The organism is Pseudomonas sp. GW823-FHT03E05, from assembly GCF_058796855.1.
The window spans coordinates 579,343-605,842 of sequence record NZ_JBXAJB010000003.1 but is presented as its reverse complement, the minus strand read 5'-3'; the positions used below and the strand labels follow the sequence as shown (position 1 = coordinate 605,842).

Sequence of the window (26,500 nt, the reverse complement as noted above, 5' to 3'; positions counted from 1 at the left end):
AGGCGGTGTCCATTTTTCAAGGAGCGACAGTCGATGGTCAGGATTCCAGCGTATTTTGAGGTCTTCGAAGTGCTGTGCTGGGGGCTAGGGCTGGTGACTGCCACTGCCGATGGTTTTTCCGAACTTAGGTCCTATGAGGCCAAGCAGAAGCTGTACTTCAGGAAAACCAACGACGTGGAGCAGGGGCTGCTGCCCGACCTGCTCAGGTATCTGGTAGAGGACGACAAGGCGCTGGCCGCTACGCTCCAGCACTGTCTGGGTCAATACGAGCATGTCTTCTCGATAGTGAGGTCACGTCCGGTCATCACTTACCAGAATTACGACACTGGAATAGTCCGGTTCCTGGATACTTGGGTCCTGCCACAACTGGCCGTACTTCTGCATCGAGTGCACGCCAAGCTTTCTTCTCGAAACACGCTCTATCATTTCGAGGCACTGCTGGTCAGTCATCAGGCCAGCGACATGCAGGCTGCTTCGCTGAGGGGGTACGTGAAGAGCCTGGTCCCGGCGGGTATCGAAACTCCGGATTTTTTCTACGCTCTGGATAAGGTCAGTGACAAGTCCCACAAGAAACTCTCCACGATCAATGCCGAGATCGAAGGTCTGAGCGCGGAGATTTCATCCAGCAAACTGACTGCAGCAGAGCAACTAGCACTGCTGGACGCCGTTCGTTGCGGTTATACGGCAGCGACTGCGCTGAGTCGTTTTTCGGCCATGTACGAAGCTGCTCGGATGGATTCGAAAGCCACCCTGGTAGAACGTTTTCGTTATCACTACGAAGCAGTCTGCGGGCGCCGCAAGCCTGATCGACTGGCTACTGCGCATGCCGGTCTATTTGATGGCTTCATTGTTTCGAGATCGCTGGATGCCCGTGAAAATGAGCATCTTGAGTACCTGTTCACGCTCTTTTCCCGACAAGTCGACGCAAGGTCAGTGGAGGCGTTCGAGCCCTTGTACCAACTTCTGCTGGCCACCGAAGAGGAGTTCCGGGACCCCGTGGTGATCGAACAGGCCTTCTCGAAGCTGGAGCAGGATCCGGATTACCGGCTGTTCGAGGCCTTCGCGTGGCAGGCTCGTGCCGCCCTGGCACTGGAGGATGGCGAGACTGCCCGATCCCTGGGGTTTTATCGGAACGTCCTGCCGTACTCGGAAAAACAGCAACTGGGGCATTTGGGGTTCTATGCCGCTTCCTATGCCATTGCCTTGGAAGTGATGCAGGAAATGCCTCTGCCACATGGAAGCCAGAACCCGCTGATCAGCTACAGGATCGAATCGGAGCCGCAGGTCGCTGAACTGTACGTGGCGTTCCCTACGGTCTTCACCCCATACAACATGCCGCCTGAGTGGCCGGCCCCGGTGCAGGCGGTGTTCTCCTCGATCAGAGAGTTCAACCGAGATATGTTGGAACTGGCGCGAATTTCCCAGGAGATCTACTGCAACCCGTTGAAAAAGCTCAATGGATTCATGGGAGAGTTCTTTAACGCACTAGCATCGGGAAGCGATGAGGCCTGGTTCGGCAAGCTGATCTGCAAGGCCATCAAGGGCAAGGACCGGGTACGCTCGGTGTTGAGCATGCACAGCGCCACGCCTTATGAAGTCTTGCGCGATGAACACCTGTATGCGCAGACGCTGTTCGGCAGCCGCAAGCTGTACTTCCAGCTGAACCCGCACCTGCATACGTACTACCGCTTGCCGCAGGCCCGCAAGAGACTGATCTTGAGTGCCTTGAGTCCGGAGCGTTACCGGGACGATTCGCAGCGGACCCATTGAGCATTCCCGGGCTGCCGTTCGTCGTGCGTGCCAAGCTTCATCGTTCTGTTACCCCGCTGACGTACAACTGTCATCGGGGTGGCGCATCGTGAAGCTTCCGTACTCGCATTGGGAGACTCGAAATGGCCCGGCCTTACGAAGAGAGCAACAGCGCAGTCAAGACCCGTCGTCAGCAGGAAGACCAGCGCCGCATGGAATTTCGTCGTGCGATCGAACACCGCTTCGAGCTGCGTCAGTTACAGCAGCAAATCAACGATTACCCCGAGCTGGACGCCGTCAATTACTGGCAGGCGGCGCCCGCAGCTTCCCGTCGAAGCGTTCAACCAAGCCGCTGATCTGCACCCGTTCGCTGCGGATGAATCCCAGGAACGCATGCGCTACCGGTGACAGGCGCTTGGCTTTGGCCTGCACCAGGCACCAGCTGCGCAGCAATGGCAGCTCTTCGACCGGCAACTCGACCAACCCGCCGGTCGCCAACTCAAGGTTCAGGGCGTGGCGCGTCAACAAGGCCACGCCCAGACCTGCCCGCACGCATTCGCGCTGAGCCTCGGCCGACGACACTTCGAGGATCTGGGTGAAGTGCACGCGCTTCTCCTTGAAATACTCCTCGCACGCCAGGCGTGTGCCTGAACCCTGTTCGCGCAGTACCAGCGTGTAGGGCTCCAGGTCCTGCAGGCGCAGCGGGCCCATGTGGCTCAGGGGGTGCTCCGGCGGGGCCACCGCGACGATCGGGTTGTTGAGGAAGGGCAGGAACTCCAGCTCCATGTCCTGGGGCACCATGGACATGATCACCAGGTCGTCGCGATTGTCCGAGAGCCGGCGGATCACCTGGGAGCGGTTGACCACCGTCAGTTGCAGGTGCACTTCCGGGTGCTGGCGCTTGAAGGCGGCGAACAGGTGCGGCACGAAGTACTTGGCGCTGGATTCGATGGCCAGCTTGAGCTGGCCCTGCAGCGAACCCTGCATGTCGGAGAGCTGCATGTCGAGGTTCTCCAGGCGCCCGAAGATGTCCCGGCTGGCCCGTTGCAGCGCTTCGGCGGCTTCGGTCATGTAGAGCTTCTTGCCCACATAGTCGAACAGAGGCTGGCCGATCAGCTCCTCCAACTGGCGAATCTGCAGGCTGACCGCGGGCTGGGTGAGGGACATTTCATCGGCGGCGCGGCTGTAGGAGCGTAGATCGCAGACTTCATTGAAAATCTGCAACTGACGCAATGTCAGTCTCATCAAGGACTTGCGCATTTCTTGAGGGCTCGCGCCAAGGGCTGGTGGCATGACTATAAGTCTTTACTTATGGCCAACCCAATAATTATTGATTTTTGTTAATCCCTCTGCAGAGCTAGTGTGTCGCTGCGACTGACTTGAAACATTTGGTCACGCGCCGACTCGGTCTAGCGGGTCGTCTGTTTCAACGGCTCAAGGGAACCTCCAAGTGATAAAAAAGATCCTGATCGCCAACCGTGGTGAGATTGCCGTACGAATCGTGCGTGCCTGCGCGGAAATGGGCATCCGTTCGGTAGCGATCTTCTCCGACGCCGATCGCCATGCCTTGCATGTAAAGCGCGCGGATGAGGCCCACAGCATTGGCGCCGAGCCGCTGGCCGGCTACCTGAACCCACGCAAACTGGTGAACCTGGCGGTGGAAACCGGCTGTGATGCGCTGCATCCCGGCTATGGGTTTCTTTCGGAAAACGCCGAACTGGCGGACATCTGCGCCGAACGTGGAATCAAGTTCATTGGCCCGTCGGCGGAAGTGATCCGCCGCATGGGCGACAAGACCGAAGCCCGCCGCAGCATGATCAAGGCGGGCGTGCCGGTGACTCCGGGCACCGAAGGCAACGTGGCCGATATCCACGAAGCCCTGTCCGAAGGCGACCGCATCGGCTACCCGGTGATGCTCAAGGCCACCTCCGGTGGTGGCGGGCGCGGCATCCGTCGTTGCAACAGCCGTGAAGAGCTGGAGCAGGCTTTCCCCCGGGTCATTTCCGAAGCCACCAAGGCCTTCGGTTCGGCGGAAGTGTTCCTGGAAAAGTGCATCGTCAATCCCAAGCACATCGAAGCGCAGATCCTCGGTGACAGCTTTGGCAACGTGGTGCACCTGTTCGAGCGCGACTGCTCGATCCAGCGCCGCAACCAGAAGCTCATCGAGATCGCCCCGAGCCCGCAGCTGACCCCGGAACAGCGTGCCTACATCGGCGACCTGTCGGTGCGCGCGGCCAAGGCCGTGGGCTACGAGAACGCCGGCACCGTGGAGTTCCTGCTCGCCGAGGGCGAGGTGTACTTCATGGAGATGAACACCCGGGTGCAGGTGGAACACACCATCACCGAAGAAATCACCGGCATCGATATCGTCCGCGAGCAGATCCGCATTGCTTCCGGCCTGCCACTCTCGGTGAAACAGGAAGACATCCAGCACCGCGGCTTTGCCCTGCAGTTCCGGATCAATGCCGAGGACCCGAAGAACAACTTCCTGCCCAGCTTCGGCAAGATCACCCGCTACTACGCCCCCGGCGGCCCGGGCGTGCGCACCGACACGGCGATCTACACCGGCTACACCATTCCGCCGTTCTACGACTCCATGTGCCTGAAACTCGTGGTCTGGGCCCTGACCTGGGAAGAAGCGATGGACCGTGGCCTGCGCGCCCTGGACGACATGCGCCTGCAAGGGGTCAAGACCACCGCCGCCTATTACCAGGAAATCCTGCGTAACCCGGAATTCCGCAGCGGTCAGTTCAACACCAGCTTCGTTGAGAGCCACCCGGAACTGACCAACTACTCGATCAAGCGCAAACCCGAAGAGCTGGCCCTGGCCATCGCCGCCGCCATTGCCGCCCACGCAGGCCTGTGAGGAATAAAACAATGTCCAAGAAGATTCATGTAACCGACACCATCCTGCGCGACGCCCACCAATCGCTGCTGGCGACCCGCATGCGCACCGACGACATGCTGCCGATCTGCGACAAGCTCGACAAAGTCGGCTACTGGTCCCTGGAAGTCTGGGGCGGCGCCACCTTCGATGCCTGCGTGCGCTTCCTCAAGGAAGACCCCTGGGAGCGCCTGCGCAAACTGCGCGCCGCGCTGCCCAACACCCGCTTGCAGATGCTCCTGCGCGGCCAGAACCTGCTGGGCTACCGCCATTACAGCGATGACGTGGTCAAGGCCTTCGTGGCCAAGGCGGCGGTCAATGGCATCGACGTGTTCCGCATCTTCGACGCCATGAACGACGTGCGTAACCTGCGGGTCGCCATCGAAGCGGTGAAAGCCGCCGGCAAGCACGCCCAGGGCACCATCGCCTACACCACCAGCCCGGTGCACACCATCGAGGCCTTCGTGGCCCAGGGCAAGCAGATGGAAGCCATGGGCTGCGACTCCATCGCGATCAAGGACATGGCCGGCCTGTTGACCCCTTACGCCACCGGCGAGCTGGTCAAGGCGCTGAAGGCCGAGCTGTCGCTGCCGGTGTTCATCCACTCCCATGACACCGCGGGCCTGGCCGCGATGTGCCAGCTCAAGGCCATCGAGAACGGCGCCGATCATATCGACACCGCCATCTCCAGCTTCGCCTGGGGCACCAGCCACCCGGGTACCGAGTCCATGGTCGCAGCCCTCAAAGGCAGCGAGTTCGACACCGGCCTGGACCTGGAACTGCTGCAGGAAATCGGCCTGTACTTCTACGCCGTGCGCAAGAAGTACCACCAGTTCGAAAGCGAATTCACCGCGGTCGATACCCGGGTGCAGGTCAACCAGGTGCCGGGCGGGATGATTTCCAACCTGGCCAACCAGCTCAAAGAGCAGGGCGCCCTGAACCGCATGAACGAAGTGCTGGCCGAGATTCCACGGGTCCGTCACGACCTGGGCTACCCGCCGCTGGTGACCCCGACTTCGCAGATCGTCGGTACCCAGGCGTTCTTCAACGTCCTGGCTGGCGAGCGCTACAAGACCATCACCAACGAAGTGAAGCTCTACCTGCAAGGCGGGTACGGCAAGGCTCCGGGGGAAGTCGACGAGAAACTGCGGCGCCAGGCCATCGGCAGCGAGGAGGTGATCGATGTACGTCCCGCCGACCTGCTGAAGCCGGAAATGACCAAGCTGCGTGGCGAAATCGGCGCCCTGGCGCATTCCGAAGAAGACGTGCTGACCTACGCCATGTTCCCGGACATCGGGCGCAAGTTCCTCGAAGAGCGTGAGGCCGGCACCCTGGTTCCGGAAGTGCTGCTGCCGATTCCTGAAGCGGGCGGCGTGAGCAAGCCGGGCGGTGAAGGCGTGCCCACCGAGTTCGTCATCGACGTCCACGGCGAGACCTACCGCGTCGACATCACCGGCGTCGGGGTCAAGGCCGAAGGCAAGCGCCACTTCTACCTGTCCATCGACGGCATGCCGGAAGAGGTGGTGTTCGAACCTCTCAACGAATTCGTCGGCGGTGGTGGTAGCAAGCGCAAGCAGGCGAGCGCCCCGGGCCATGTCAGCACCACCATGCCGGGCAACATCGTCGATGTGCTGGTCAAGGAAGGCGACACGGTCAAGGCCGGCCAGGCGGTACTGATCACCGAAGCCATGAAGATGGAGACCGAAGTCCAGGCAGCGGTTGCCGGCAAGGTCGTGGCGATCCATGTGGCCAAGGGCGACCGGGTCAACCCGGGCGAGATCCTGATCGAGATCGAAGGCTGAGTTCAGGCCTTCATCTGCAACGCTTTACCTCGGGGAGGCTACGGCCTCCCTTTTTTTGTCCACGATTTGCCTGAGTGCATTTTAGTGCATTTATTATCTGCAAAAATCGGCTGTATCTGCATTACAATGCATTTCGAAGAGGTAATGACGCACAAAAAGTGCATTAAATTGCAGGTAATGAATGCTACAGCTGACTTTACAGGTCCATCGCGCCGGGACGTGGAGCGATGCGATGATCCTGATTTTCGAGCATCCCGAGCAGGGCTTCACCAGCCCTTGCCGTCTGGGTTATGAGCAGTCGTACCTGGCAGGCAATCTGGAAGCCTTTGCCACGCCGCTGGCGGGATCGGTGAGTGTGCGTCTGCCGCTGACCTGGGAACTGCTGCGCAGTCCGGGCGCCCCGGCGTTCCTGTATGACATTGCGCCGACGCTCACCATGCAGCGTTTTTTGGCCGAGCGCTCGGTGGGCGCGCGCCCCGCCGGCATTGCCCCCGACTTGTTCCTGCTGGCCCGATCCAGCGCGGCCCCCATGGGCAATCTGCGGATCAAGGAGTCCCTTGCCGCCATGAATGAACGGCCGCTGCTGGGGTTCTCCCGGGCCGAGGTGAGCGCCCGCGACAACCGCTTTCTTGAATACGCCCATGAACAGGGAGCGGCAATGAGCGGGGCCACCGGTGCCGTTGGCGAGGCGACGAAGCTGCTGCTGACCCAGGGGCGTGACGGGTTGCTGTACCCCGATGCGCTGTTGGAAGACAGGTTGGCGGCGTGCCACTGGCTGGTGAAATGCCCGCCAGAGCAGGCGACGCCAAATGACTGCGACATGCTCAGAAGCGAGTTCCACTACTACCGGGCGCTGCAGCAGCTGGGCATCGATACGGTTCCCGCCCAAGGCCTGGCCCTGGAAGAGGAGCGGCAGCCGAGCCTGTGGATGCGACGCTTTGATCGTCGCCTGCACGGGCAGGGTGTGGAACGGCTGGCGCTGGAGTCCATCTATTCCCTGGCGGGGTTGCCCGGCCAGAGCCTGGGCATGCGGCACACCAAGGTCCTGGGGCTGCTGGCCGAACTCTGGCGAACCGCCGGGCAGGCCTCGGCGATCCCGGAGCTGGTGGCCGACTACCTGCGTCGGGACCTGCTCAACAAGATCCTTGGCAACTCGGCCAACCATGGGCGCAATACCTGGATCATCCGTCACGAGGGCCAGGTGCAGTTGGCGCCGATCCACGATCTGGCGCCGCGAGTGATGGATGACAAGGGCATTACCCGCAGCACCAAATGGCCCGGCCGGATGGAAGTGGCGGGAGATATCGACTGGCGCCAGGTGTGTGCCAGCCTCAAGCCGCTGATCGATCCCGATGCTGCGCTGACGCGCCTGCGCGAAGATGCCGAACGGCTACGGGCCCTGCCGGACCTGCTGAGTGCCGGGGGCTTGCCCGAGGCCACCCTGAATCACCCGCGCATTTACCTGCGTGACCTGGATCGACGCCTGCAGGAGTGGGGTTTGCGATGACTACAACCCTGGAACAGCGCGGCCTGCTGATCGATAACATCCGCCAGGAACTGGCCGCTGGGCGTTTGTCGGTTGGTGATGCGGTCAAGCGCCTGCGCACTGAAGTCACCGGGTTGCATCAGAGCCAGTTCGCCAGGATGTGCCGGATTTCCCTGCGTACCCTGATCCATATCGAACACGGCGACGGCAACCCGACCCTCAAGTCGCTGAACGCGGTGTTCAAGCCTTTCGGCCTGCAGATGGGCGTGGTTTCCCTGCGCCCTTGAGCTTCACCCGCGCTGAACGTAACCCTTGCCGTAATGCCTTTCCATCCGCGCCTGGATCAGTTCCAGGCCGATGGACAGCAGCCAGTAGATCAGCGCCGCGGTGCTGAGCATTTCGATGTAGCGGTAGCTGGAACGGCCGTAGGACTGGGCCAGGAACATCACTTCCCAGACCCCCATTACCGAGATCAGCGACGAGTCCTTGAGCATCGAGATGAACTGGTTGGTGGCCGGCGGAATGATGGTGCGCATGGCCTGGGGCAGGGTCACCTGCCAGAAGATCACGCTGTCGCTCATGCCCAGGGCCAGGGCGGCCTGGCGCTGGCCATGGGGCACGCCGAGGATGCCGGCGCGGAAGATCTCGCTGAGGTAGGCGCCGTAGTTCAGCGACAGGGCGATGATCCCGGCGGTAATGGCGCCCGGCACCACCCCCAGTTGCGGCAGGCCGAGGTAGATCAGCAGGATCTGGATCAGCAGCGGAGTGCCGCGAAAGAACGAGGCGTAGAAGCTGGCGATGCCGAACGCCACGGCGCTCGAGGACAGCCGCGCCAGGGCGGTGACAAAGCCCAGCAGCGACGAGGCGACGATGGCGCAGGCGCAAAGGAACAGGGTCAGCGCCGCGCCCTGGAGGAAACCACTGGGGGACAGGTGCAGGCCCAGCAGGTTCGGCAGCTTGTCGAGGATGATCGAGAACTTCAGCTCGAAGCTCAGGAAGAAGCTGGCGAACAGCACCAGCAACGCGGCCCAGGTCAGGTACAGGCGGGTGCGAAAGCCCAGCAGGCGCTTGAGCAGCGGTGCAGCCACCGATTGTGGTGGCTGCGGCGGTGGCGTGTAGGCGGTCATTGGCTGATGTCGGCGCCGATCCATTTCTGCGACAGCTTGCTCAGGGTGCCGTCCTGCTTCAGCTGGGCGAAGACTTCACGCACCTTGGCATTCCACTGGGCATCGCCTTTCTCGATGGCCACCGAGTTGGGCTCGGCGTACAGCGGCTCGCCGGCCAGCTTGAAGCGCGAGTCCTGGGTCAGGCGCGGCTGGGCGGTGACCAGGTTGGTGAGGATCGCATCCAGGCGTACACCCGGGCCCAGGCCGAGGTCCTGGAAGGCCACGTTGTCGGTGTCGTAGGGGGCGATCTGCACATTCTCGAAGGGGTATTGCAGGTGGGTGTCCTCGGCGCCTTCGATCACCAGGTTCTTGTTCAGGTAGCCCTCGTAGCTGGAGGCGGCGGTGAGGCCGACCTTCTTGTCGCTCAGGTCCTGGGCGCCGTGGATCCGTTCATCCTTGGCGTTGACCACGATCACCGCCGGCGAGGCGTAGTACTGCACCGGGAAGTCGAAGACCTCGGCGCGGGCCTTGCTCGGGGTCATGGAGCAGATGCAGATGTCGTAGCGCCCGCTCCAGCGTCCGGCGGCGATCACATCCCAGGACGGGGTTTCCAGGCGCAGCCTGACCCCGAGCTTGTCGGCTACGGCCTTGGCCACGTCGACGTCGAAGCCGTCCAGCTGGTTCTGCTCGTTGAGGAAGGAGAAGGGCGGGTAGCTTTCCATCAGCACCCCGACCAGCTCCTTTTTCTGCTCGATACGTTCCAGGGTGGTGCCGGCGAAGGCTTGGGAGGAGGCGGCGAGAACGGTCAGGCCGAGGGCCAGCAGCGGTTTGAAATTCATCGAAAACCTGACTGAAAAAGAGTTGTTATTAACTGAATGGTGCGTATTAAATAGTTATAAGAACGACTCTGATAGTGAGTTATTTTCATAAGCATATGAGTGAAAAGCATATGGGCGCAGGTAGCACGGTAATTCTGGATGGCGGTATGGGTCGCGAGTTACAGCGCCGTGGTGCGCCGTTCCGGCAACCCGAGTGGTCGGCACTGGCATTGAGCGAAGACCCCCGGGCGGTGGAGGCGGTGCACGCGGCCTATATCGACAGCGGTGCCAACGTGATCACCAGCAACAGCTACGCGGTGGTGCCGTTTCATATCGGCGAGGAACGTTTTGCCGCTGAAGGCCAAGCCCTGGCGGCTCTGGCCGGTGAGCTGGCGCGCCGCGCAGTAGAGGCCTCCGGCAAGCCGGTGCGGGTCGCGGGTTCGTTGCCGCCGCTGTTCGGTTCCTATCGCCCGGACCTGTTCGATGCGTCCCGGGTCGAGGAAGTGCTGAGCCCGCTGGTCAAGGGCCTGTCGCCTTTCGTGGACCTGTGGCTCGCAGAAACCCAAAGCTCCATCGCCGAGGCGCGGGCCATCCACGCCGGATTGCCCAAGGACGGCAAGCCGTTCTGGCTGTCCTTCACCCTGAAGGATGAAGACGTCGATGAAGTGCCACGCCTGCGTTCCGGCGAACCGGTGGCAGAAGCGGCGGCAGCGGCGGCGCAGTTGGGCGTGCAGACCCTGCTGTTCAACTGCAGCCAGCCGGAAGTGATTGGGGCTGCGGTGGATGCGGCTCGCGAGACCTTCGAGCGCCTGGGCGTGCAGATTCACATTGGCGTGTATGCCAATGCCTTTCCGCCGCAGCCCGAGGATGCCACCGCCAACGATGGCCTGTGCCCGCTGCGTGAAGACCTGGACCCGCCGGGTTATCTGCACTGGGTAGCGGACTGGCACCAGCGCGGTGCCAGCCATGTGGGCGGTTGCTGCGGCATTGGGCCGGAGCATATTGCGGTGTTGGCGCAGAAGCTCGGTTGAGTCCTTCGCCGGCAAGCCGGCTCCTACACAGGCCTGTAGGAGCCGGCTTGCCGGCGAAAATCCCGCTTACCCGCGACACTCCGCCAGCGACTTGAGCTGCCCCGAGCCGCTCTGGTTCTCATCGCTGAGCCATTGCTCGAAACCCTTGGCAATCACCGGCCATTCCCCATCCAGGATCGAGAACCACGCGGTATCGCGGTTCTGCCCCTTGGCCACCATGTGCTGGCGAAACACCCCTTCGAAGCTGAAACCCAAGCGTTGTGCGGCATAGCGCGAGCGCTCATTGGCGTTGTTGCACTTCCACTCCAGCCGCCGGTAACCCAGGGCGAAAGCTTCCTTGGCCAGCAGGTACACCGCTTCCGTGCTTTTTGGCGAACGCTGCATGGGGGAACCGAAGGTCACGTGGCCGATCTCGATGCGGCCCTGGGCCGGGACGATGGACATCAGGCTGATGATGCCCTGGGCCTGGCCGCTGGCGCGGTCGATCACGGTAAAGAAATACGGGTCGCTGGCGGCGGCATGGCCACTGAGCCAGGCATCGAACGCCGCGCGCTCGGGGAAGGGGCCGTAAGGCAGGTAGTTCCACAGCACCGGATCGGCGCCCGGGCCTTGCAGCACCTGGAACAGATCGTCGCCATGGCGCGCCGGGTCGAGCCTTTCCAAACGGATGAAGCGCCCATCAAGCAGGGTGGCCGATGGGGCGGGAACGCCTTTCCAATCGGCGAGTGAAATCGACATGCAGTGGCTCCTTGGCAACTCAGAGGGGTTTGCGGAACTGGATGAAACCCGGGCGCTCGGCGATGCGCTCATACAACTGGATGGCCGTGGCATTGGTTTCGTGGGTCAGCCAATGCACCTTGGCACAGCCGTCCTGCTTGGCCTGGGCGTAGACGAACTCGATCAGCTGGCGGCCCACGCCGGTCCCGCGTTGGTCCGGGGTCACCAGCAGGTCCTGCAGGTAGCAGGAATTCTCGATGCTCCAGTTGGAGCGGTGGTAGATGAAATGCACCAGGCCCACGGCGCGCTCGCCGTCCCAGGCCAGGGCCGCGTTGGTGGGTTCGCTGGGGTCGAGAAAGCGCTGCCAGGTGCTCTGGGTCACGGCATCCGCCAGCTCGGTTTCGTAGAAGCGCAGGTAGGCCTGCCACAGGGGCAGCCAGGCGCTGTGGTCGGCGGCGGTAACGGGGCGGATCTGGATCTGGCGCATGAAAGCTCCTTTATTGTTCTGGACGAAAACCTAGCTCATCAATCGGGACAGTTGCTGGTCGCGCAGGTCGGCGCTGGCCGCGAGGCCTTCGCGCACCCCGGCGATATCCTCGGCGCTGCGGTTCTGGCTGAGCTTGCGCTTGCCTTCCAGCCGCTGGATCGGCAAGGCAAAGCCGACGATTGCCCGGAGCATGCCCTCCAGGTAGTCGGCGGGGGCATCTGTCACTTGCCAGGGTTGGGGGCGGCCGGCTTCGTGACGCTCGGTCAGGCCCCCCACCACCTTGAGCAGCCGCTCCGGGTCGCTGAATACCTCAGGCTGGCCATAGGCGTGCACTGCCACGTAGTTCCAGGTCGGCACCACTTTGCCGTGCTCGGCCTTGCTTGGATAGAACGAGGGGCTGACGTAGGCATCCTCGCCCGTGAAGATCACCAGCGCCTCGGCGCCAGCGGCCAGTTCGGCGCATTGCGGGTTGGCCTTGGCCAGGTGCCCGTAGAGGGTGCCATTGGCCCCCTGTCCGGGGTCCAGCAGCAGGGGCAGGTGGCTGGCTTGCAGGCCCAGGGTGCCCCAGGTCACCAGGGTCGCCAGGCGGCTGCCCAGGATCAGTTGCTGCAGGCGGGCGAGGTCTTCATCGACGAAAGCGCGGGGTAGGTACATGTAAAAAAATCCTTGGCGAGTGGCTGCATCCTAGGCAGGCTAATGGTTCGTTGTAAGAGCCATCTCTGGTCTATTTCATAGGTCCAATTCCCTGGAGATCCCGCGATGAACAGTGCGTTGCCTCCGCTGTCTTTCAACCCTGCCGGCATCGAGCTGGACCGCCGCCAGGGCCTCAGTCGCCAGCTGTACCAGGCCTTGCGACAGCGGGTGCTGGACGGGCGCCTGGCCAGTGGTACGCGCCTGCCTGCCAGCCGCGACCTGGCCGCCGCCCTGGGGATTTCCCGCAACAGCGTAGTGCGGGCCTATGACCAGCTGTACGCCGAGGGTTTTATCGAAGGGCGGGTCGGTGACGGCACCTATGTGGCGCAATTGCCGGAAACCCGATTGCCGATCAAAAAACTATCCACAAAAGTATCCACAGGGTTTTCAACAGGCTTACCCACAGGTTTATCCACAAAACAGGCAGAAATTGCTGGTGATTTATCCAGTAAAGTTATCCACAGCAGTGGCTGGCAGCGCCTGCAAACCCATCATTTGAGTACCCCGCCCAAGGGGCCGCCACGGGCTTTTCGGGTTGGCGTGCCAGCCTTCGATCTGTTCCCGTTCGAGGTCTGGGCCAAGCTGAATGCGGCTTTCTGGCGCAGGCCCGACCTCGGGCAATTGTGCTACGGCGACTCGGCGGGCGATCCGCGGCTGCGCAGCCTGATCGCCGCCTACCTGCGCAGCGCTCGGGGCCTGAACTGCACGGCTGAACAAATTGTGATCACCAGTGGCGCGCAGCAGGGCATCAGCCTTTGTGCACAGCTGCTGGTGGAGCCAGGCGACAAGGTGGCTGTGGAAAACCCCGGCTACCGCGCCGCGGGGCATGCCTTCGCCCTGGCGGGTGCGCAGTTGCAGGGCGTGGCGGTGGACCAGGAGGGCATCGACTGCCGCCAGCTGGAGCAGCTGGACAGCTGCCGCCTGGCCTATGTCACGCCGTCCCACCAGTACCCCACCGGGGTGATCATGAGCCTGGCCCGGCGCCTGGAGCTGCTGGCCTGGGCCGAACGCAGCCAGGGCTGGATCATCGAGGACGACTACGACGGCGAGTACCGCTACAGCGGTGCGCCCCTGGCCCCCCTGGCGGCGTTGGACCGCCAGGGCCGGGTGATCTACGTCGGTACCTTCGGCAAGGTCGCCTTTCCGGCCCTGCGCCTGGGCTACCTGGTGCTGCCGCCGACCCTGTTCCAGGCCTTCGCCCAGCGCCGGGCGGTGGACGTGCGCCATTCCGAGGTCAGTACCCAGGCGGTGATGGCCGAGTTCATGGCCGCCGGGCACTTCCAGCGGCATATCCGGCGCATGCGCCGGGCGGCCCTGAGCCGGCGCAACACCTTGCTGGCGGCCTGGCCACAGGCGATCGGCGGCGTTGGGCCGCTGCCCGGCGTGGCGGCGGGGCTGCACCTGACGGTGCGGGTCGACAGCCTGGCGCGGGAACAGGAACTGTTGGCCCAGGCCGCCAGTGTGGAGGTCGAGGTCGCCGGCCTGAGCAGCTACTGGCTGCCGCAAACCACCTTGCCCGAGGACCAGCGGGCCGGGCTGGTGCTGGGCTTCGCGGCTGTGCCGGAAGCCGATATACAGGCTGCGGTAAGCCGTTTGCGCCAGGCCTGGCGGGCCTGACGCGGTATACTCGCGAGCATTTCCCGCGCGAGAACCCCCATGAGCCAGACCCTCTCCCTGGCGCCTGAACGCAAGTTCGGCGCCCCGCTGTTCGCCTTGCTGATGCTGGTGGCCGGTGCTCTGTTCCTGCAAGCCCAGGTGGGTGCCCGCCAGGTGCTGCTGTTGCTGCTGGGCGCTGCCCTGGGGCTGACCCTGTACCACGCGGCCTTCGGCTTCACCTCGGCCTGGCGGGTGTTCATCCGCGACCGGCGTGGCGCCGGCCTGCGAGCGCAGATGGTCATGCTGGCCCTGGCGGTACTGCTGTTCTTCCCCGCGCTGGGGGCGGGCAGCCTGTTCGGCCAGCCGGTGGTGGGGCTGGTGGCGCCGGCCGGCGTCTCGGTGATCTTCGGTGCCTTCATCTTCGGCATCGGCATGCAGTTGGGCGGCGGTTGCGCCTCGGGCACCCTGTTCACCGTTGGCGGCGGCAATGCGAGGATGCTGGTGACCCTGGCGTTCTTCATTTGCGGTTCGCTGATCGCCACCCATCACGTCGACTGGTGGTTTGCGCTGCCGTCGCTGCCGCCAATCTCCATCGTCCAGAGTTTTGGTGTAGGCCCGGCGCTGGGCCTGAGCCTGTGCCTGTTCGCGCTGATCGCGGTGCTCACCCTGACCCTGGAAAAGCGCCGTCATGGCAGCCTTGAAGCTCCGGTCACCAGCGAGCACCAGGGCTGGCGCCGGCTGCTGCGCGGCCCCTGGCCGCTGGTCTGGGGCGCGGTAGCCCTGGCTCTGCTGAACTTTGCCACCCTGGCCCTGGCGGGGCGCCCATGGGGCATTACCTCGGCGTTCGCCCTGTGGGGCGCCAAGGTCGCCAGCGGGCTGGGGGTGGACGTGGGCAGCTGGGTGTTCTGGCAGGGCGCGGCGAATGCCAAGGCGCTGGCGGCACCGGTGTGGCAGGACATCACCAGTGTCATGGACATCGGCATCGTCCTGGGTGCGTTGCTGGCGGCTGGGCTGGCGGGACGTTTTGCCCCCAACCTGAGAATCCCCACCCGTTCCCTGGTAGCGGCGGTAATCGGCGGCCTGCTGCTGGGCTACGGTTCGCGCCTGGCCTATGGCTGCAACATCGGCGCCTACTTCAGCGGCATCGCCTCCGGCAGCCTGCATGGCTGGCTGTGGCTGGTGGCGGCCTTCATCGGCAACGGCGTGGGCGTGCGCCTGCGGCCCTGGTTCTTCGCCGAAGAACGCAGCCCCCAAGGCCTCACCGGCTGCTAAACGCCACTGTGTAGGAGCCGGCTTGCCGGCGAACAGCGGCGACGCGGTCTATCACCCGCCGCGTCCTCGTCGGTCGCCGCCCACCAGAACACCGCCCGTGTGCTTGCGCCGGATCAGGTCCCGGACTTGATCTTGGTCCAGGCCCGGGTCCGCGCCCGCTCTGCATCACGGGGCAACGGCTGCAGCGTGTACAGGGTGCTCATGGCCGCTTCTGTCGGATACAGGTTGGGGTTGTTGCGGATCGAAGGGTCTACCAGTCCGGTCGCGTCCTTGTTCGGGTTGGGATAACCGACAAAGTCGCTGACCGGGGCAATCACCTGGGGTTGCAGCAGGTAGTTGATGAAGGTGTAGGCATCTTCCGGGTTCTTCGCGCCCTTGGGGACCGCCAGCATGTCGAACCAGATCGGCGCGCCTTCCTTGGGCAGGCGCATGTCCACGGTCACGCCGTTCTTGGCTTCCTTGGCGCGGTTGGCGGCCTGGGAGAAGCTCCCCGAATAGCCCACGGCCACGCAGATATCGCCATTGGCGATGTCGGCCATGTACTTGGAGGAGTGGAAGTAGGTGATGTACGGCCGGATCTTCATCAGCAGCGCTTCAGCCTTCTCGTAGTCCGCCGGCTTCTTGCTGTTGGGGTCCAGGCCCAGGTGCTGCAGGGCCAGGGGCAGGATTTCCGAAGGCGAATCCAGCAGGGCCACGCCGCACTGCTTGAGCTTGCTGATGTTCTCTTCCTTGAAGATCAGGTCCCAGCTGTCCACCGGCGCCTTGTCGCCGAGGGCGGCCTTGACCTTGTCCGGGTTGAAGCCGATCAGGATGGTGCCGTACATGTAGGGCACGGCGAACTTGTTGCCCGGGTCGTTGGCCTCGATCAGCTTCATCAGCTTGGGGTCCAGATGGTTCCAGTTGGGCAGCTTGCTGCGGTCCAGGGGCTGGAACACCCCGGCCTCGATCTGCTTGGCCAGGAACACGTTGGACGGCACCACCACGTCATACCCGGAATTGCCGGTGAGCAGCTTGGCCTCCAGGGCTTCGTTGGTGTCGAAGATGTCGTAGACCAGCTTCACCTGGCTGTTCTGGGCCTTGAAGTCTTCCAGGGCCTTGGGGGTGATGTAGTCGAACCAGTTGTACACCCGCAGGGTGCGTTCTTCGGCGTGGGCGGCGGTCCCCAGCAGGCTGGCGCACAGGGCGGGGATCATTAAGCGTTTGAGTCTTTGCATGATGCGAATCCCTCACTGGGCGCTTTGGAAGCCTTCGAGAACGTTGACGGCGTTGATGCCGATTTCCTCAACCGCGTAACCGCCTTCCATGACGAACAGCGTCGGCTTGCCGAGGGCGGCGATGCGCTTGCCCATGGCCAGGTAGTCCGGGCTGTCGAGTTTGAATTGCGAGATCGGGTCGTCCTTGAAAGTGTCCACGCCCAGGGACACCACGATGATGTCGGCGTCATAGCGCTGGATTTCGTTGCAGGCCTGTTCCAGGGCCGCGCTCCACGCATCCCAGCCGCTACCGGCGGCCAGTGGGTAGTTGAAGTTGAAGCCTTCCCCGGCGCCTTCGCCGCATTCGTCGGCATAGCCCAGGAAGAACGGGAACTCGGCTTCCGGGTGGCCGTGGATCGAGGTAAAGAGCACGTCGCTGCGCTCATAGAAGATCGACTGGGTGCCGTTGCCGTGGTGGTAGTCGACGTCGAGGATCGCGACCTTCCTGTGGCCCTGATCGAGGAACGCCTGGGCAGCGATGGCGGCGTTGTTCAGGTAGCAGTAGCCGCCCATCAGGTCGCCGGCGGCGTGGTGTCCCGGTGGCCGGCACAGGGCGAAGGCACTGTGAGCGCCATTCTGGATATGGGCCTGGGCGGTCAGCGCCACCTGCGCCGCGCTATAGGCCGCCTGCCAAGTGCCGGCGGTGATCGGCGCGCCGCCGTCGAAGCTGTAGTAGCCGAGCTGGCCGTGGAGGCTGGTGGGAATCACGCTGCGCAAGGTACGCGCCGGCCAGGTGTAGGGCAGCAGGTCGCCGTCGATGCCCTGTGCCGCCCAGCGCGCCCAGGCGCCCTTGAAGAAGTCCAGGTAGGCCCGGCTGTGGATGCGCTCGATAGGCTCCAGGCCGAAATCCTTGGGCGCCTGCACCGGACCGAGGTTGCGCTGTTGCACCCGGTCCAGAACATGGTCGGCCCGGGAAGGCATTTCGAAGCAGGGCATCAGTTGCCCGTCGATGAGTTCGCAACGGCCGTGGTGCAGGTGGTGATCGTCCGAGTAGATCGTCAGCATTTTCTTGTTCTCCGCAGGCTGATTCGGTGGATTACAGTCTTGCGGGGCGCGGGGTTTGGGAGAACGGCAGGAGCGGCCAAAAGGGGATTGATCTGGCCAAAGTGTTTGACCGAAATTCGCCCCTTAAAGAGGCATGGCGCCCCGTTGCGGGGCGCCATCCGGTTTCAGCTGGCAGGCGGGGTAGGGGCGTAGCGCTGCAGGACCTTGAGCATGTCCTCGCGTTTTTTCCGGGCAATGGCTTCCAGCAATATTACGTAGCCCTTTTTCTCGCAGTGCTGGCCGACATTCGGGTCGGCGCCTTTCTCCAGCAGCAGAGTGAACATCTCCAGGGTGTCCTGCTGGCTGACGGAGGGCGACTGGGCGTCGGCGGAGGTCTTGTCGGCGACCAGGGTCAGCAGGCTTTCGCCGACGGGCTGGTTGTTGCAGACGGCACGGCCGTAGCTCAGGTTGAGGTTGGCGCCGGCCGCTATCAACTGCTTCATGGCCACGTAGTTGTTGCCCGAGAAGGCCCGGTACAGTGCGGTTTCGCCGTCATTCTTGTTGCGCAGGTCGAGGTTCTGCGGGTACTGCAGCAGCCAGCTGAAGCCTTGCAGGCTGCGCTTGTTCTCGGCCATCTGCATCAGTGGCGTCACGCCCTGGCTGTCGGGTTCGTCGATGGCCACGCCAGCCTCGATGAGGAACTTCAGGCGCCCGCCCTGGCTCAGGTCGGGGCTGTCGCCCAGGTCGCGGCGCATGGCCAGGGTCGCCAGGGTGGTCCAGTTGTACAGGCCGCTGGTGTGGGCGCCGTGCTCCAGCAGCAGCCGGGCGATGTCCAGGTGCGGTGCGTCCAGGGCGTGCAACAGCGCGCTGCGGCCATCGTCGGCCATGACCTCGCCGCTGATGCCACTGGCCAGCAGGCGCTGCACTTCGCCCAGGTCGCCGGCATCCGCGGCGGCCACCAGCGGCCAGAAGGCCTGGCAGTCCCGGGGGGTGGCGGCGTTCAGGCCCAAGCGCTGCAGCACCCGGGGCGGGATGCTCATCTGGCGCTTCAGGCGCAGGCCGCAATACACCCGGTAGCCCTCGATGGCCCGGCCCTGGTGGATGTTGTCCTGCGAGCGTTGTTGGTAGATCGCCCAGTCCAGGTCCGCCAGGTTGAGGTAGGTCGGCATGCGCCCAGGGTCGCGGCGCAGCACTTCCTTGAGCCAGGGGCGGGCGGTTTGCAGCTGCCCGGCTTCGCTGGTCCAGTAGGCGATGTCGTTGAGCAGGCCGGCGTATTCACGGCGCTCGGTGGCGATGCTGCGAAAGTCATGGGTGACGAAGAAGTCTTCCACTTCGCGGATGCCCGGCAGTTTGTCCTTGGCCGTGCGCAGTTGTTCGTGCAGCGCGCGGAACTCTTTCCACAGGCTGTCCGGGGTCGAGGCTGGCGCAGGCACAAAGGCATTGACGGTGATCGGCCCGCTGCCTTGGGTGAAGGGGCGGAACCACGGCGGGAAGGTCTCCAGGGCCTGCAACCACTGCTGCCCGGTTTCCTCGCTGATGGGTTGCAACGGGGTGAATTCCATCTGGCCAAGGTCCTGGCGGTGACTGATGGCCAGCAGCGGATGTTGCGGATCGCGCTGGTCGATCAGCAGGTAGCGCCCGCTAAGTTGCCACTCGGATGGCTCCTTGCACTGAAAGCTCAGGGGCGTCAGGGTGATGCCGGGGGCCAGGCTGTTGCTCGTGGGCCAGATGTCGCTGACCTGGATGTCATCGCCCGGGCTCACACAGGCCCGCAGCTCTTCAGGGCTGAACAGGACCATCGGCGGCGACTTGTAGACCCGCTGCCGGTACTGCAGGTCTTGATAGCCATTGAAGTAGAACAGCCCGCGGTACTGGCTCAGGACAATCCGCAGCGGCATTCGCGCCAAGCCCGGCAGGGGGAAAGGCTTGAGCTCCAGGGTGGCGGTTTCCGGGGAGTCGAGGACGAAGTTGCGGCGCATTCCCGACCATTTGAACCAGGCCAGGTCCACATCGAAGGCCTGGGCCACGGGGGCGGCAACCAGCAGTGCCAGCGCCAGGCCAAGCCCGCGAATGCCGTTGCGCCGGGCGATGGCGGTCAATAGGTTCACGTGTGCAGTCCCTTGCCGGTAGAAAGCCCGGCAATGTAATGCAATCGGCGCCGTTGTGCCGGGCTTTGTTTCTGGAGCGCAGCGGGCTCGGCGCCACGCCTCACAGACGAAACGCCGTCGCCGGCGGTGGCGGTGCAAAGCCTTGCAGCACCTTGAGCATGTCGTCGCGCTTGCGCCGGGCCATGATCTCCAGCAGCCAGGTGTAGCCGTTGTTCTTGCAGTAGCGGCCGACGTTGGGGTCGGCGCCACGTTGTAGCAGCAGGGTGAACATGTCCAGGCTCTCTTGCTGGCTGACCCAGGGATTGATGACCTCGGGCGAGCCCTGTTCGGCGACGATCATCAGCAGGCTTTGGCGAATCGGCTGCTGTGTGCAGAAATCGCGGCCGTAGCTCAGGTTGAGGTTGGCACCGGCCTCTATCAGTTCTCTGGCAGCGGCGTAGTTGCCGCCCCTGAGCGCCAGAAACAGTGCGGTTTCGCCGTCTGGCCCGCTGCGCTTGTCGAGGTCTTGCGGGTGTTGCAGCAACCAGTTGAAGCGCTCGATGTCGTCGCGTTCCTTGGCCATTTGCTGAAGTGCAGTGCCGCCCTGGGCATCCTGCTCATCGATCGCGGCACCGGCCTGCAACAGGAACCGAAGGCGCTTGGCCTGGCTCAGGTCCGGGTTGTCCTTGAGGTCGCGGCGCATGGCCAGGACCACCTGGGTGCGGCCGTTGTATTGGCCCTGGGGGCGGGCGCCATGGGCCAGCAACAGCCGGGCAATGTCGAGGTCGGGTTTGTCCAGCGCGTGCAACAGCGCCGGGCGCCCATCGGCGGCGATGACGTCGCCGCGCAGGCCATTGTGCAGCAGGCGCCGGACTTCGGCCTGGTCACCCTGGTCCACTGCCGTCACCAGTGGCCAGGAGCTCTGGCAGGCCTGCTCGCTGGCAACCTCCAGGCCCAGACGATGGCTAACCCTGGCGGGCACCCCGAGCTGGCGTTGCAGACGCAGCCCGCAGTACAGCCGATAGTTTTCCATGGCCCGGCCCAGGTGCCGGGTGTCCGCTGGCTCCTGTTCGTACAGGCGCCAGTCCAGGTCCGCCAGATTGAGGTAGGTAGGCATGCGGTTGGGGTCGCGGCTCAGTACATAGGCCAGCCAGGGCCGAGCGCTCTGCAACTGGCCGGCCTCGGTGGCCCAATAGGCGATGTCGTTGAGCAGGCCGGGGTAGGTGCTGCGCTCGGGGGCGATAGCGCGAAAGTCATGGCGGGTGAAGAAGACTTGCACCCGGGATATGCCCGGAGCCTTGTCCTTGGCGTCGCGCAATTGCGCGTGCAGTTGGCGAAATTCTGTCCAGATCTGCTCCGCGCTGGGCGGCAGCGCATAGGGCTTGACGCTGAGCTGGCCGCTGCTGGCGTCAAAGGGCTCCAGCAACTTTGGATATTTCTGCAGGGCTTGTAGCCATTGCTGCTGGACCTCGGCGCTGATGGGTTGCTGCGGGGTGAAGTCGATCCGTGCCTCGCCCTGGCGCTGACCGATGGCCAGCAACGGCCGCTGGGGATCGCGGCTGTCCACCAGCAGATAGCGATTGCTCAACTCCCAGCCTGGGCTCTGGCAGTCGAAACTCAGTTTGGTCAGGCTCAGGGCGGCTTCCAGCTGCTTGCTCGACGGCCAGTTGTCCGAGGCCCCAACGGGTTGCTGCTCGGGCACGCAGGCCTGTAGTTCCTGGGCGTTGAACAACGGCAGGGGCGGCGACTTGTAGACCCGCTGCCGGTACTGCCCATCCGCATAGCCGTTGAGATAGAACAGGCCGTGGTATTGGCTGAGGATCACTCGGGCTGGCGCTTGGGCCAGCCCGGGCAGGGGGAAGGGTTCGAGTTGCAGCGTGGCGGTTTCCGGATCGTCCAGGAGGATGCCGTTCTGCATCTCCCACCAGCGGATCTTCGACAGGTCGAACGCCTGGGCGACAGGGACGCCAGCCAGCAGCACCAGTGCCAGGCAAAGCCTGCGAATGCCGATGGCGTCTGTGAATAGGTTCAAGCGTGCAGTCCCTTGCCGGTAGAAAGGTCGGCAATGTAATGCAATCGCCAGCGTTGTGCCGGGGTTTTTGTCAGGGCCGGAACTGGCTCGGCGCCACGCCGCTCCAGCGGATGAAAGCATGGCGAAAGCTCGCGGTTTCGCTGAAGCCCAGGGCCTCGGCGATGCGGTAGATGGGCATCTGGTCTTCGCAGAGCATCTGCTTGGCGCGCTCGAAGCGCAGCTCGTCCAGCAGTTCCTGATAGCTGCACCCCAGGTCCCGCAGGTGGCGGCGCAGGGTCCGGGCCGAGCAGTTCATCTGTTCCGCCAGCCCCTCCAGGCCCGGTGCGGCGTCCAGCTGCGCCGCCAGCAACTGGCGGATGCGCCCCAGCCAGGCCTGGCGCCCGGTGAACTCGGTGTTCTGCTTGCGGCAGCGTTCGGCCATGGCCTGGTGGGTGATCACGTCCGCCAGGGGCAGGGGCTGGTCCAGCCAGCGCTGGTCGAAGGCGAAGGCGTTGCTGTGGGCGTCGAACTGCAACGGGCAGTCGAAAGGCTCGCGGTAGCGTTGCTGATAGTCCGGGGCCGGGTAGTCGAAGCGTGCGCCCAGTAGCGGCAGGGCGTGGCCCAGCAGGTCGTCGCAGATGACCTTCAGCGACACCAGGCAGAACTCGGTATTGAACGCGGCCAGGGCCGGGCTTTCGCGGTAGTCGGCGGCGGTCAGCCAGATGCGCGAACCGTCGGTTTCCAGGCTCAGTTCGAAAAGTGTTCCCATCAGCGCCGGATAGCGCAGCGCCAGGCGCAAAGCGTCACCTAAGGTGGCACTGGTGAGCAGGGCGTAGCCGAGCATGCCGTAGGAGGAAACGTGCATGCGCCGGCCCAGTTCCAGGCCGATGTCCCGTTGCAAGGCCACGGCGTTGGCGCACACCAGCATTTCCTGGTTGGTGGTGATGCGAGTGTCGGCGCGGCTCAGGTCGGCGGGGTTTATACCGCTGCCGGCCAACAGCGCGCCGCCGGCCTGGCCCTGGTCCTTGAAGGTGTTGAGGATCAGGGAAACCGCATTGAGGGTGGTGAGGTGCGAGTGCAGCATGCGCAGATTCCAGCCTGGGAAAGACCCTTAACCGGAGCAAGTTGCATGCCGCCCGCGATCAGGCCTGCGGTTTGCCGGCCAGCGACATGCGGCATTCCCGGCGTTGTGTGGCTAGTGACTTGGCGCATTGATTGGTGCAACCTGCCTGCCATTCACCGCCTGAGGTGGCGGTGCAGCAACCCCGATAAAGGACTATGTATGACCCTCATTCCTGCGCGTTCCCTGCTTCTGGTGTCCGGCTTGCTCCTGAGTTCGCTGTGCCTGGCCGAGGCTGAGCCAGGCAGCGAAAGCACCATCAAGGACTCTGCCAAGTCAGCCGTCTCGTCAGCCATCTCGGCAGGCAAGAACCTCTTGGGCGGCGTCAGCGAAGGTGTGCTCGATGGTCGCCAATCGGCGCAAGGCGTCGACGGTGCGTCGATCATTTCCTCCCGTGAGCAAATGAAAGGCCGCGTCGAGGTCCAGGTATTGAAGACCGAAGCCGTCGGCGACAGCTTCAACGTCACCCTGGGTTTCAAGAACAGCAGCGACAGCCAGTTGCGGCTGATCAACCTCAAGCAGACCGGCGCCCTGCTGGCGATCGACCAGGACGGTTACGCCAACAACCTGACTGTCAGCCTCGACAACCCGGACGAAGTCACCATCCCGGCCAAGGCGGCAGTGCGGCAGAAGTTCGTGTTTGAAGGGCCGATCGAGAGCTCGAGTTCGGTGCGGGTCTGGGGCCAGGATTACTCGGTCAAAAAGTAACCTGACAGCCACCCCTGCTCGTCGTCGAGCCGGCAGCTACCGCAGTAGCCACCGGCTCCCGAGCGCGAGCTTCAGCTCAACTCGCCACACAGATCGAGTTCCACCAGGCGCCGCACTTCGGCGCTTTCCAGCCCGGCACCGAGCAGCGCATTGAGCTTGCCGAACGCCGCTTCGCGAGTCATGCCGCCACCGGACAGCACGCCCACGCCCCGCAGGCGGCTTCCGGCTTCGTAGATGTCCAGCTCGACACCGCCTTCATGGCACTGAGTCACGGCCAGCACCACGATGCCTTGCTGCTGTGCGCGCTTGAGGCTGGCGAGGAACGCCGGGTTGTCGCTGGGCCCGGTGCCACTACCGAAGCATTCCAGCACCAGGGCCTGGATGCCGCTGTCGAGCACGCCGTCCAGCAGCTCGGCGCCGATGCCGGGGAACAGCGGCAGCACGCCGACCTTGGCCAGTTGCCTGGCTTGGCGGTAATCCAGCGCAGCAGGAAGCGCTTCGGCTTTGGCGCCGCCGCCATTGCGTTGCAGGGCGGCGAACGGGTGACGGCCGAAGCTGCGGATTTTCGCGCAGCGGGTCGGTGCCAGCAGCTCGCCGTGGAAGTACAGGTGCACCCCCGGGGCCAGGCCCTGGCCCAGGGCTGACAGGGCGCCGCTGAGGTTTTCCCAGGCATCGCTGTCGGGCACGCCGGCCGGCAGCATCGAGCCGGTGAACACCACGGGCGCCGGCAGGCCCAGCAACTGGAAGCTCATGGCGGCGGCGCTGTAGGCCAGGGTATCGGTGCCATGGAGGATCAGCACGCTGTCGCAGCCCTGGTCCACGGCTTCGACCACCGCTTCACGCAGGCGCTGCCAGTAGTCGGGGGTCATGTTGGCGCTGTCGATCAGCGGCGCCATCTCGCGAAAGCGCCAGGCCGGCAGCACCAGCCCGGGCTGGCTGTCGAGGTAGGCGCGCATGCGCACGTCGAAACCCGAGGCCGGGGCCAGGCCGTCGGCGCTGGCCTGCATGCCGATGGTGCCGCCGGTGTAGAGCACCATGACGTGCTGGGCGCCAGGGTAGGTCGAAGGGGTCATGGGATTCTCCGAAACGGTGAGTACCTGTGGGAGCGGGCAAGCCCGCTCGCACATTTATCGCACTGTAACCGACGGGTGCAGAGGATGCGCCCGTCGTTCACCCGTCAGCGTTGCGCTGCGGGCACGCCTTGCGGCTCGGCCTCGGCGGTGGCCGAGGGTTCGGCGGGCCAGGCCTTCAGGTCCAGGTCCAGATCGGCGAACTTGCGCGAGTCGAACACCGGCTGGGCGACGCCGGCGCGGCGCTGCTCGTCGTAGTCGCGCATCACCCGCAGGCCGACCTTGAACAGCATGGCCAGGGCCACCAGGTTGACGAAGGCCAGGCAGGTCATGGTGATGTCGGCGAAGGCGAACACGGTCGAAAGGTCCTGCATCGAACCCCATACCACCAGCGCCAGCACCAGGCCGCGGAACAGCATCAGCACGGTGCGGTTGCGGGTGAGGAACTGCAGGCTGTTCTCGCCCAGGTAGTAGTTGTAGAGGATGCAGGTGAAGACGAACAGCGACAGCGCGACGCTGACGAACAGGCGACCCCAGTCACCGACCACGGCGGCCAGCGAGTTCTGGGTCAGGACGATGCCGTCGCCTTCGAAGCCCGGGGTGTAGAAGCCCGACAGCAGGATCAGCAGCGCGGTGCAGGTGCAGATCACGAAGGTGTCGAGGAACACGCTGAAGGCCTGGACCACGCCCTGGGCGCCCGGGTGCTTCACGGCGGCCACGGCGGCGACGTTGGGCGCACTGCCCAGGCCCGCTTCGTTGGCGAACACGCCACGCTTCACGCCCATGACGATGGCGCTGCCGAGCAGGCCGCCGAAGGCCGGGTCGAGGCCGAAGGCGCTCTTGATGATGGTCTCCAGCATGGCCGGCACTTGTTCGATCTGGGTGCCGATCACGTACAGGGTCACGGCGATGTAGGCCAGGGTCTTGATCGGGACCAGCAGGTCGGACACCGCGGCGATGCGCTTGATGCCGCCGATGAAGGTAATGGCCAGCAGTACCGCCAGGACGATGCCGGTGTGGCTTGGGTCGAAGGCAAAGGCATCCTGCAGCGAGTGCGTCACGGTGTAGGACTGCAGGCCGATGAAGGCGAAGCCGTAGGTGACCAGCAGCAGGATGGAGAACACCACCGCCATGCCTTTGCGCTTCAGGCCGTGCTCGATGTAGTAGGCCGGGCCGCCGCGGTACAGGCCGTCGCCGTCGGCGCGCTTGTAGACCTGGGCCAGGGTGCATTCGAAGAAGCTGCTGGACATGCCGACCAGCGCGGTCACCCACATCCAGAACACCGCGCCCGGGCCACCCAGGGTCACGGCGATGCCGACGCCTGCAATGTTGCCCGCGCCGACCCGGCCGGCGAGGCTGAGCATCAGCGCCTGGAACGAGCTGAGCTGGCCGCCGCTGCTTTTCAGGCTGTCGCGGAACACCGCGAACATGTGGAGGAAGTGGCGCAATTGAACGAAACGCGAGCGGATCGTGAAGTAGCTGCCGAGCCCGACAATGAGCACGATCAGCACTTTCCCTGAGAGGAAGTCGTTGATGACTTCGAGCATGGATTATTCCTCGCTGTTTTTTGTGTAGGCAAAAGCAGAGCAGACGGAAACATTCTGTTACACCGCTGATTGCACGCAC

At 64.1% G+C, this 26,500-nt stretch carries 23 protein-coding genes; 10 read left to right on the top strand and 13 right to left on the bottom strand.

Annotated elements, in window-relative coordinates; genetic code table 11:
* Positions 1-33: 33 nt before the first annotated feature.
* Positions 34-1,770, top strand: a complete 1,737-nt coding sequence (locus AC1RCO_RS15780) for a hypothetical protein (RefSeq protein WP_492617853.1) — start codon at positions 34-36, stop codon at positions 1,768-1,770.
* A gap of 122 nt (positions 1,771-1,892) precedes the next feature.
* Positions 1,893-2,105, top strand: a complete 213-nt coding sequence (locus AC1RCO_RS15775) for a PA3496 family putative envelope integrity protein (RefSeq protein WP_072451902.1) — start codon at positions 1,893-1,895, stop codon at positions 2,103-2,105.
* Here the strand turns inward: AC1RCO_RS15775 and AC1RCO_RS15770 are convergent.
* Entirely contained in the window at positions 2,047-3,009 is a 963-nt protein-coding gene (locus AC1RCO_RS15770; protein WP_015637535.1) for a LysR family transcriptional regulator, read from the bottom strand. The genes AC1RCO_RS15775 and AC1RCO_RS15770 overlap by 59 nt on opposite strands.
* 190 nt (positions 3,010-3,199) lie before the next feature.
* On the opposite strand from AC1RCO_RS15770, the gene AC1RCO_RS15765 reads away from it, so the two are divergent.
* From AC1RCO_RS15765 to AC1RCO_RS15750, 4 genes are all read left to right on the top strand, one after another.
* On the top strand, positions 3,200-4,615 hold the full coding sequence (locus AC1RCO_RS15765; RefSeq protein ID WP_015637534.1) for an acetyl-CoA carboxylase biotin carboxylase subunit: 1,416 nt from the start codon (positions 3,200-3,202) through the stop codon (positions 4,613-4,615).
* A gap of 11 nt (positions 4,616-4,626) precedes the next feature.
* Positions 4,627-6,435, top strand: a complete 1,809-nt coding sequence (gene oadA / locus AC1RCO_RS15760; RefSeq protein ID WP_011064322.1) for a sodium-extruding oxaloacetate decarboxylase subunit alpha — start codon at positions 4,627-4,629, stop codon at positions 6,433-6,435.
* Between the two features lie 232 nt (positions 6,436-6,667).
* Complete coding sequence (locus tag AC1RCO_RS15755) at positions 6,668-7,942, top strand: type II toxin-antitoxin system HipA family toxin (protein WP_401333203.1); 1,275 nt, start codon at positions 6,668-6,670, stop codon at positions 7,940-7,942.
* Positions 7,939-8,208 (top strand): helix-turn-helix domain-containing protein, encoded by a 270-nt coding sequence (locus tag AC1RCO_RS15750; RefSeq protein WP_011064320.1) that lies wholly within the window; start codon positions 7,939-7,941, stop codon positions 8,206-8,208. Before AC1RCO_RS15755 ends, AC1RCO_RS15750 begins: the two co-directional genes overlap by 4 nt.
* Before the next feature lie 3 nt (positions 8,209-8,211).
* Here the strand turns inward: AC1RCO_RS15750 and AC1RCO_RS15745 are convergent, their stop codons facing one another.
* Both AC1RCO_RS15745 and AC1RCO_RS15740 read right to left on the bottom strand, forming a co-directional pair.
* Positions 8,212-9,048, bottom strand: a complete 837-nt coding sequence (locus AC1RCO_RS15745; protein ID WP_065365000.1) for an amino acid ABC transporter permease — start codon at positions 9,046-9,048, stop codon at positions 8,212-8,214.
* Positions 9,045-9,866 (bottom strand): ABC transporter substrate-binding protein, encoded by an 822-nt coding sequence (locus AC1RCO_RS15740; RefSeq protein WP_492617852.1) that lies wholly within the window; start codon positions 9,864-9,866, stop codon positions 9,045-9,047. Before AC1RCO_RS15740 ends, AC1RCO_RS15745 begins: the two co-directional genes overlap by 4 nt.
* A gap of 110 nt (positions 9,867-9,976) precedes the next feature.
* Between AC1RCO_RS15740 and AC1RCO_RS15735 the strand changes: the two genes are divergently transcribed.
* Positions 9,977-10,876 (top strand): homocysteine S-methyltransferase family protein, encoded by a 900-nt coding sequence (locus AC1RCO_RS15735; RefSeq protein ID WP_103291485.1) that lies wholly within the window; start codon positions 9,977-9,979, stop codon positions 10,874-10,876.
* Between the two features lie 66 nt (positions 10,877-10,942).
* Here AC1RCO_RS15735 and AC1RCO_RS15730 read toward each other — a convergent pair whose 3' ends face one another.
* From AC1RCO_RS15730 to AC1RCO_RS15720, 3 genes are read right to left on the bottom strand one after another with little or no spacing between them, the layout of a single operon-like run.
* On the bottom strand, positions 10,943-11,614 hold the full coding sequence (locus tag AC1RCO_RS15730; RefSeq protein WP_019093468.1) for a GNAT family N-acetyltransferase: 672 nt from the start codon (positions 11,612-11,614) through the stop codon (positions 10,943-10,945).
* A 19-nt stretch (positions 11,615-11,633) separates the two neighbouring features.
* Entirely contained in the window at positions 11,634-12,080 is a 447-nt protein-coding gene (locus tag AC1RCO_RS15725; RefSeq protein WP_065365003.1) for a GNAT family N-acetyltransferase, read from the bottom strand.
* A gap of 30 nt (positions 12,081-12,110) precedes the next feature.
* On the bottom strand, positions 12,111-12,734 hold the full coding sequence (locus AC1RCO_RS15720) for an FMN-binding negative transcriptional regulator (RefSeq protein ID WP_220223459.1): 624 nt from the start codon (positions 12,732-12,734) through the stop codon (positions 12,111-12,113).
* 105 nt (positions 12,735-12,839) lie between these two features.
* Between AC1RCO_RS15720 and pdxR the strand changes: the two genes are divergently transcribed.
* Together pdxR and AC1RCO_RS15710 are read left to right on the top strand one after the other, a co-directional pair.
* Positions 12,840-14,390 (top strand): MocR-like pyridoxine biosynthesis transcription factor PdxR, encoded by a 1,551-nt coding sequence (pdxR, locus tag AC1RCO_RS15715; protein WP_220223458.1) that lies wholly within the window; start codon positions 12,840-12,842, stop codon positions 14,388-14,390.
* Positions 14,391-14,429: 39 nt separating this feature from the next.
* Positions 14,430-15,641: a YeeE/YedE family protein gene (locus AC1RCO_RS15710; RefSeq protein WP_015637524.1), complete on the top strand. Its 1,212-nt coding sequence runs from the start codon at positions 14,430-14,432 to the stop codon at positions 15,639-15,641.
* 113 nt (positions 15,642-15,754) lie between these two features.
* On the opposite strand, the gene AC1RCO_RS15705 is transcribed toward AC1RCO_RS15710, so the two are convergent.
* The 5 genes from AC1RCO_RS15705 to AC1RCO_RS15685 all read right to left on the bottom strand — a co-directional run bounded on the left by AC1RCO_RS15705 (position 15,755) and on the right by AC1RCO_RS15685 (position 23,060).
* Entirely contained in the window at positions 15,755-16,855 is a 1,101-nt protein-coding gene (locus AC1RCO_RS15705) for a polyamine ABC transporter substrate-binding protein (protein WP_053160490.1), read from the bottom strand.
* Between the two features lie 12 nt (positions 16,856-16,867).
* Positions 16,868-17,899 (bottom strand): histone deacetylase family protein, encoded by a 1,032-nt coding sequence (locus AC1RCO_RS15700; RefSeq protein ID WP_220223457.1) that lies wholly within the window; start codon positions 17,897-17,899, stop codon positions 16,868-16,870.
* 164 nt (positions 17,900-18,063) lie between these two features.
* On the bottom strand, positions 18,064-19,986 hold the full coding sequence (locus AC1RCO_RS15695; protein WP_492617851.1) for an ankyrin repeat domain-containing protein: 1,923 nt from the start codon (positions 19,984-19,986) through the stop codon (positions 18,064-18,066).
* Between the two features lie 100 nt (positions 19,987-20,086).
* The gene (locus AC1RCO_RS15690; protein WP_492617850.1) at positions 20,087-21,997 is read right to left on the bottom strand and encodes an ankyrin repeat domain-containing protein; all 1,911 of its coding nucleotides are present in this window, start codon (positions 21,995-21,997) and stop codon (positions 20,087-20,089) included.
* A gap of 70 nt (positions 21,998-22,067) precedes the next feature.
* Positions 22,068-23,060, bottom strand: coding sequence for an AraC family transcriptional regulator (locus tag AC1RCO_RS15685; protein WP_011064307.1), 993 nt, complete (start codon positions 23,058-23,060; stop codon positions 22,068-22,070).
* Between the two features lie 198 nt (positions 23,061-23,258).
* Here AC1RCO_RS15685 and AC1RCO_RS15680 point away from each other — a divergent pair, with 198 nt between their 5' ends.
* Positions 23,259-23,804, top strand: a complete 546-nt coding sequence (locus AC1RCO_RS15680; protein ID WP_026020147.1) for a hypothetical protein — start codon at positions 23,259-23,261, stop codon at positions 23,802-23,804.
* 71 nt (positions 23,805-23,875) lie between these two features.
* Here AC1RCO_RS15680 and AC1RCO_RS15675 read toward each other — a convergent pair whose 3' ends face one another.
* Together AC1RCO_RS15675 and AC1RCO_RS15670 are read right to left on the bottom strand one after the other, a co-directional pair.
* Positions 23,876-24,877 (bottom strand): asparaginase, encoded by a 1,002-nt coding sequence (locus tag AC1RCO_RS15675; protein WP_194237634.1) that lies wholly within the window; start codon positions 24,875-24,877, stop codon positions 23,876-23,878.
* Between the two features lie 104 nt (positions 24,878-24,981).
* Positions 24,982-26,421 (bottom strand): alanine/glycine:cation symporter family protein, encoded by a 1,440-nt coding sequence (locus AC1RCO_RS15670; protein WP_011064304.1) that lies wholly within the window; start codon positions 26,419-26,421, stop codon positions 24,982-24,984.
* Between the last annotated feature and the right edge of the window lie 79 nt (positions 26,422-26,500).